5 protein-coding genes and 3 pseudogenes are annotated in these 7,496 nt (G+C 39.2%); 6 read left to right on the forward strand and 2 right to left on the reverse strand.

Going from position 1 to position 7,496, the window contains the following annotated elements; all coding sequences use genetic code 11:
* Positions 1 to 227 precede the first annotated feature (227 nt).
* On the reverse strand, positions 228 to 1,343 hold the full coding sequence (locus M4I42_RS01245; RefSeq protein WP_268850448.1) for an IS4 family transposase: 1,116 nt from the start codon (positions 1,341 to 1,343) through the stop codon (positions 228 to 230).
* A 303-nt stretch (positions 1,344 to 1,646) separates the two neighbouring features.
* Between M4I42_RS01245 and msrB the strand changes: the two genes are divergently transcribed.
* Both msrB and M4I42_RS01255 read left to right on the forward strand, forming a co-directional pair.
* A complete protein-coding gene (msrB, locus tag M4I42_RS01250) occupies positions 1,647 to 2,618 on the forward strand; it encodes a peptide-methionine (R)-S-oxide reductase MsrB (RefSeq protein ID WP_066250282.1) in 972 nt (323 codons plus the stop codon).
* Positions 2,619 to 2,911: 293 nt separating this feature from the next.
* Positions 2,912 to 3,352 (forward strand): annotated as a pseudogene (locus M4I42_RS01255) (CorA family divalent cation transporter); the annotation flags it as partial.
* 367 nt (positions 3,353 to 3,719) lie between these two features.
* Here the strand turns inward: M4I42_RS01255 and M4I42_RS01260 are convergent.
* Positions 3,720 to 4,139: a PIN domain-containing protein gene (locus tag M4I42_RS01260; RefSeq protein ID WP_328284574.1), complete on the reverse strand. Its 420-nt coding sequence runs from the start codon at positions 4,137 to 4,139 to the stop codon at positions 3,720 to 3,722.
* Between the two features lie 266 nt (positions 4,140 to 4,405).
* On the opposite strand from M4I42_RS01260, the pseudogene M4I42_RS01265 reads away from it, so the two are divergent.
* From M4I42_RS01265 to M4I42_RS01280, 4 genes and pseudogenes are all read left to right on the forward strand, one after another.
* Positions 4,406 to 5,311 (forward strand): annotated as a pseudogene (locus M4I42_RS01265) (Rpn family recombination-promoting nuclease/putative transposase).
* A 321-nt stretch (positions 5,312 to 5,632) separates the two neighbouring features.
* Entirely contained in the window at positions 5,633 to 6,490 is an 858-nt protein-coding gene (locus M4I42_RS01270; protein WP_268850450.1) for a HipA domain-containing protein, read from the forward strand.
* Complete coding sequence (locus M4I42_RS01275) at positions 6,487 to 7,242, forward strand: HIRAN domain-containing protein (RefSeq protein ID WP_268850451.1); 756 nt, start codon at positions 6,487 to 6,489, stop codon at positions 7,240 to 7,242. Before M4I42_RS01270 ends, M4I42_RS01275 begins: the two co-directional genes overlap by 4 nt.
* A gap of 158 nt (positions 7,243 to 7,400) precedes the next feature.
* A pseudogene (locus M4I42_RS01280) lies at positions 7,401 to 7,496 on the forward strand (DUF4351 domain-containing protein); the annotation flags it as partial.

Raw genomic sequence — 7,496 nt, forward strand, 5'->3', positions numbered from 1 at the left:
AAAACTTCTGTCTTTTTTTATTTTTCCGACAAGGTTTGATAGAATTTTTTGTTGAATTTTGTTATATTAACCATGTAAAATCATTAGCATTGCATAAATATAGTTAGAATTTTCTGTTAATTATTTTTTGTGAATTTGTGCCAAAAAGACAAAACCTAAAGAAAGGTGGCACTGCCCATTTGGTAAATATATACAGTTAAACCAGAGCGACAACGACAAAAGGGAGATTATGGACTGGCTCGCCCATCAAATTTTCGCAACCAAACATAAGCTGGTTTCCACAGAGCTCTCTTTAACCAACGAGTAATTCGAAGTAGGGATTTCTTACTTTTCATCTCCAATTGAATGAGAACATGTAAGCAATACGTGATAAGGGCTAAGAAAATTTGATTTTGAATAGCTGTTTCACTCATTCCATAAAAGTGCTTAATTTCCACGTGTTGCTTGAGCCATTTGAAAAAGAGTTCAATAGCCCAGCGAGATCGGTAAATATCACTTATCTCTTCTGGTTTTAAATCAAATCGGTTGGTGATTAAACGAAGTAAGTTCCCTTTTGTGTCCATAACTTCTAGTAGACGATAGACATTTTCAGTACGATTTTGTGTGGTACCAATGTAGACCATTTTATCGGATAGAACGTGACAATCATCAGGAAGTGAAAATGTATAGACTTCACGAATGACTGCGTTTTTCTTCAGTCTTGAAACGAAGAAATAGCCATCATCTGTCATCCGATCAAAACGTTCATAGTCCACATAACCGCGGTCAAACACATACATGGCTTCTTTATCATCCACTAGGACTTCGAGTTGATTTCGGTCATGTTCTTTTGCTGTCGTAATCACTGCTTTTTCAGGATAGACGGTGTCTTTATCCATGAAAACGAGCCGTAAGTGTAGCTTTACACCAGCTTTTGTTTTACGGAATTTTGCCCATTTATAATTGGTCAAATTCAACGGGAGTGTACTTGAATCAATGATTTTCAGTGGCATATTCTTTCCGTTTTTATAATGGTACCGTTGAATTTTCCAAACAAGATCTAAGAACAAATTTGCAAGAATTAGTGGGTTGATCTGATTGTTTTTTCGGGATAGCTGAGAGGCACTTATCGATTCAAATCCGAGTGCTTTTTGAAGATCTTCGTCTACAAGTGCATCACTCATTTCCTCTAAGCTCTTAAATTCGAGCAGTTGGGCTACCAATAAAAGTTTAATATAGGCTTCTGTTGTCAGCTTTTTTATGTAATAGTCCTGTTTCAATTCTTTGACTTGTTCGCTAAGTTTTTGAATATTTATGGGTGAAACCCATTTACCAAATGATGAAATTAGTGTATTCTTGTCCATAACAGTTATCCTTTACGATTGGATTTGGACAGGAACCACCTGTACTTCCATTGTAAAGGATTTTTTTGTTTCGAAATCAATAAAAAATTGAACATTCTTAGTATTTTGAATCATCAGATTTAATTACTGCAATGCTAGTGAGAACGAATATACTAGTTTTTGCACTTCGCTATGCTTGAGTTGCAAATCAATTGTTTTTTCTTTTTAATCGTTTTATAATGTATTGTAGGAAGAACAAGTTGATCTTTACTTTTGCGATGAGAATGGGCAGGCAGGAAAATTAGCTAAAGGGAGGGAAAAATGATGAGCAATGAAAAATATGAATTGGCTACTTTTGCGGGTGGCTGCTTCTGGTGCATGGTCCAGCCTTTTGATGAGCTTCCGGGAATTATTAAGGTTGTTTCCGGATATACGGGAGGACATAAGGAAAATCCGACATATGAAGAAGTGTGCTCGCACACGACGGGTCATGTGGAAGCCGTGCAAATTACCTTTGATCCGAACGTGTTTCCATATAAAAAGCTTCTGGATATATTTTGGCAGCAAATTGATCCGACTGATCCGGGCGGACAATTTTATGACAGGGGAGAATCTTACAAAACGGCTATTTTTTATCATTCGGAGGAACAGCGCGAGCTCGCGGAACAATCGAAAGAGCTTTTAGAAAAAAGCGGACGTTTTGAAAAACCGATTGCGACCGAAATATTGCCGGCAAAACCTTTTTACCCAGCCGAAGACTATCATCAAGATTACTACAAAAAAAATCCTTTTCACTACAAACGGTATCGTCAAGCGTCTGGACGGGATGAATTTATACGCAAGCATTGGAGCGACTGGGATAAAGAAGAGCTGAAGAAACGATTGACTCCGATGCAATATGAGGTGACGCAAAACAACGGGACGGAGCCTCCATTTCAAAATGAATATTGGGATCATAAAGAAGAAGGGATTTATGTCGACATCGTCTCGGGAAAACCGCTTTTCAGCTCGCTCGATAAATTTGATTCAGGCTGCGGATGGCCAAGTTTTACAAAACCGCTTCATCAGCATGAGATCGTCGAAAAATTAGATACATCTTACGGCATGATCCGTACAGAGGTTAGAAGCAAAACGGCGGATTCGCACCTTGGACATGTTTTCCCTGACGGTCCAGAACCGACAGGCCTTCGCTACTGCATTAACTCGGCTGCGCTTCGCTTTATCCCGAAAGATCAGCTCGAACAAGAAGGCTATGGTGAATATAAAAAACTGTTTGAAGTCGATCAAACAGAGTAAAGATTATATGTAAACGAATGGGCACAAAAACATGTGCCCTTTTTTTATTAAATGTTCAAATTTATGTAAAATTCCGTTAAAACCTATATACATCGTAAAACAAAATTAGTATCATATATTAGGTTGAATTTTTATGGATGAAGGAAGGTGAAAATCGTTTATGAATAGCGGTTCTTTTTTAGATCCGGACGGACCCGAGATAGGTAAGGCAGTATGTATGCGGAAAGAGGCGCTGTTCGTAAGCGATGACACTCTTGCGCGTGCAGACTGCCTCTAGCAAAGGAGGTTAAAGCATGCTGAACATTTATATGTCAAGCGCGAACGGCCAATTGAAGGAAATTGAAGATATTCAAAACGGTTGTTGGATCAACATGGTGGCACCGACTGAGGAAGAAGTTCATTTCGTGTCAGAACGGCTGCAAATTCCAATAGACTTTTTTAAAGATGCACTGGATGATGAGGAAAGATCCCGGATTGAAAAAGAGGACCACAATGTGTTGATTATTGTTGACATTCCGGTTATCACGGTAGATGACATCGGGCAAACGTTTTATGAAACGATCCCGATCGGAATGATCATTACTGACAGTTGTTTTATTACAGTATGTTTGCAAGGAAACCCAATCTTTGAACAGTTTGCCAGAAACAAAGTTAAAGGTTTTTATACGTTTATGAAAACGCGTTTTGCTTTTCAAATTTTATATTTAACTTCAACATATTATTTGCGATATCTGTGGTACGGTGCCTGTCACGCCCCGAAGCATGTCGAGATTTGTAGAAATAGAGAGTCATAGCGCGTGTACTCCTCCGTGATCTTTGACTCTCTTTGCTTTTTATTGTAGGAAATGTGCCTTCACATTTTGAAATTCAAATTGTTCCTTTAGGGACGCCTGCGATACGATTAGGGTTGGCTGTTTTTGTTCTCGCTGTTGAAAAAGTGTATTTTGCGTTTTCACATTGCAGCAAGCGGGTTGGGAAATATCTTGTTGCGGAAGGAGTATTTTGAGAATATTTTGGTGATGAGGTCACGAATGTCGTTAATGGAGATGTCGTGTAATACGTAAAGGGTAATATGTTCGAATAAAAATGCTAACGTTCTTTCTAAACCCCTCTGCTTTCGATATAGGCTTTGACAAATTCGCCGTAAGCTTTCTTATCCATTATGGGATTTACATAATTTAACTTTCGATCTTTATAAGTATAGTTCTCTCGAATCCAGCGAAAGTCTTTATCGTTATTACTAACTAATGTGGCATTATGTATAAGAGCTGCAGCTGCAACAAGAGCGTCTGGTGCTTTAATACTCTTTTTGCGTGTACGATCGGCTCTTGCTTTCCTTCTTATGTCAGCTGCTAGCTCTGTATCTTCTCTAGTGATGTCATAAATTTGATCAGCCAGTTGAATATATCCTTTTCTATTTTCTCTTATATCAGGATCTGTTTCGATTTCGAAATGAGACATGATTTCCATCTCAATGAAGGTAGTCATAATAATCTCTGCCTTGTGATACGTGCCTGTCACGCCCCGAGGATTGTCGAGATTTGTAGAAACAGAGAGTCATAGCATGGCTCTCTGTTTTGCATGTGTGCTCCCCAAAATCTGTTCCCTTGCCAAACAAATAAATGCAAAATTCATTTTCTCCTATTAAAAGCCAATTTCCCCCGGCTCTCTTTGCTTTTTATTGTAGGAAATGTGCCCGAAAATGGAATTTTCCACATTTCCATTTCTTTTATTCCTCTGCTTTAATCAAGTTGTACTCTCCTAAATTCCTCGAAAGGATGATCCTCATGCAATACCTCGATTTGAAAATGGATTTTATGTTTAAACAGCTGTTCGGGCATCCGAGCCGAAAGTCGATTACGATGGCGTTTTTAAACGCGCTTTTGCATCGGACAGGCGATGACCGAATCGTCGATGTGCAGTTTGAAAACACCGAACTGACGAAATAGACGGAAGAAGGAAAAACGGGTCGGTTAGATGTGATCGTCCGCACGAATCGTGGCGAACGCATTCATGTCGAAATTCAAATCATCCCTCAATACAGCATGCCCGAACGGCTGTTGTACTATTGGGCGCGGCTGTTTTCGGCTTCGCTTTCGAAAGAAGGATATACCGCGCTTCGACCGACTATTATGATCGCCATCCTCAACTATCCGCTTTTTCCGCACGAAACCGACCGCTTCCACACCGTCTTTCACATCCGCGAAGACGAAGAGCAGTTCCTTTGGAGCCCACATCTTGAATTCCACGCCATTGATTTGTCACAATTTATGATAAAATGGAAGAAATACCGCCGTGACATGAAACGGTCACCGGAATGGCCGTGGCTGATGATGTTATCGGCCGTAGACAGCCGAACGAAGAAGGTGGATGAAAAGATGTTTCGCGAATTGGAGGGAATCGCGATGGCAGAACAAGAAATTTTAGAAACGTTGGAGGAGTGGCAACATTTAAGCGTTGACCCAGAAAACCGCTATGCGTATGAAATGCGACTCAAATGGCTGCTTGACCAGCTAACCAACATCCGCAGCGAACGGCAAGCGGGATTGGAACAAGGTCGAGAAGAAGGCATGAAGCAAAAAGAGCGAGAAATAATTCGGAAAATGGCGGAGAAAGGGATGAGCATTGCACAAATTGCTCATATCCTAGACAGAGATGAAGAAGATGTTAGGGGAATGGTGGAATCTTCCTAGTCGAGGTACCTTCCCTTGAAAATACCCAAAATTTACATATATATCCATTATGTGACTCTCTGTTTTCGCATGTGCGCTCGTCAAAATCCATTCCCTCACCAACAAGTAAAAGCAAAATTCATCCTTCTCTATTTGCGTCTCTCTTATTCCCCTATTTTAATTGGGGGAAGGAGTGAAAGAAGGTGTATGAAGAAAAAAATGGGAAATTCTGAGCGTTGCCGAAATTGCCAATATATTTGATTTGACAGAAGAAGTTCAGGGGAAATGGTAAGAATATTGCTATTCTATCATTTCTTTAGCCGCTGAACTAACAAATAAGGAATGGTGTTTGTGAATATACTAGACGTTAGTCATTGGGAAAAAGATGATAAAAGGCAAGCATCCGGAACGAGACAAAAGTTTTGGTTAGTTAGTCCACATAACCAGAAACGATGTTTGTTCAAAATTCCTAAAGAAAATACCGGAGAAGCTTGGGCAGAAGTTGTTGCCTCAAAAATAGGAGAATTCATAGGGATTAACACAATGAAGGCGCATTTAGCAAGTTATAATGGTTTAACAGGTTGTTTACTGGAAAATTTCGTTGCTGCTAATGCAGAGTTTTACGAGGGCGGTGACCTATTTTTTACGATTGCTGAAGATTTTGATCGATATAGCTTAAAGTATTACGATTTTTCGAATATAATAAAAGTACTATCTCCCTTTGAACTTGACAGAGCATTTGTTCAAATTCCTGTATTTGATGCATTTATTGCTAACCAAGATCGACATTGCGATAATTGGGGAGTTATTGTAGAGGAATCAAGTTATCAACTTGCCCCGGTGTATGATAATGGGGCATCGTTAGGCTATCAACTAAAAGAAGAACGCATTCTAAAAATGTTTCAAGATCAAAAAATGTTTGAAGCTTTTACAAATCGTAGCCACTCTTTAATCGGGTTGCCGCATAAAAAGAAACCGAAGTATAAGGAGCTATTAAGTTTTATTTATGGGCTATATCCTAAAGAAATAGAAGAGATTATAGGGCGAATTAACAACGTAGATGAAAAAACAATTGCTATTATTTTGAAAGAAATTCCAAGCAGTTGTATGAATGATATTTACAAACGGTGGGTATCACAATTATTACGATATCGGAAAGAATGGTTAATCAACTGGTATATGGAGGTGGAAGGAAAATGATTCGCCCTTTTGTACTTTGGCTTATTTGGCAAAATGAACGTACTCGTCAGCGATATCATGTAGGCAATTTAGTGCATCATGAAGGAAAATACATGTTTTATTATGAGAAGCATGCAAAGAGAAGAGGAGTTATCGAAGCATTAAAAAACGGATATCATCTACATTTAGCTTTCCCAGATGTAAATAAAGTTTATGTATCCGAGCGTTTGTTTGGTCCTTTTGAAAGACGTCTTCCTGATCGTCGTCGTCCAGATTTTCAAGAAATTCTAAGGGCACACGGCTTATCCGATGATTATACAAATATGGATTTATTGCGTGCTACTGGTGGAAGACTGGCGACCGACACGTATGAGTTTGTACCACCCATTTATGTATACGGCAATGAGTTTGACTTTGATTTTTACATTGCTGGATGGAGATATTATGAAGGGGAACGAGTACTTGACCAATTGCAAGTAGGGGACGATGTGATATTTCAACTAGAACCGACAAATGAACAAGATCCGAAAGCGGTTTTAGTATTGACGAAACAAGGCGAAAAATTAGGATATATCCCTGCTTTTTATAGTGAATTTATGTTTTGGCTTATTGAAGAAAGTAGTGGGGCATATAAAGCTAAAATTCAATTTATTCACCCAAAGGCAAATCCACAGTTAAAAGTAAACATTTGTGTATGTGGAACGCTGACACCGACAATGAAACAGCTTCAGCTAGACATGGTACATGATATGGAGTTGACAATAACGGTGTAGTAGACAGACTTGGTTGCGTGCCTGTCACACCCCGAAGATTGTCGAAGTTTGATAGAGACAGAGAGTCGTTGGGTAGCTCTCTGTTTTTTCATTTCCGAAGCAGGAATGTTGTTTTTGCTGTCGAAAATATGCAGCAAAACAGAAAGCGAGGTGCATATATGTCCATTGATCATGATCGGTTGTTTAAGGAGCTGATTACGACGTTTTTTGAAGAGTTTCTTCTTCTCTTTTTCCCTCATGTGCATGAGCATATT

This window comes from Anoxybacillus sp. J5B_2022 (genome assembly GCF_026847645.1).
Classification (GTDB): domain Bacteria; phylum Bacillota; class Bacilli; order Bacillales; family Anoxybacillaceae; genus Anoxybacteroides.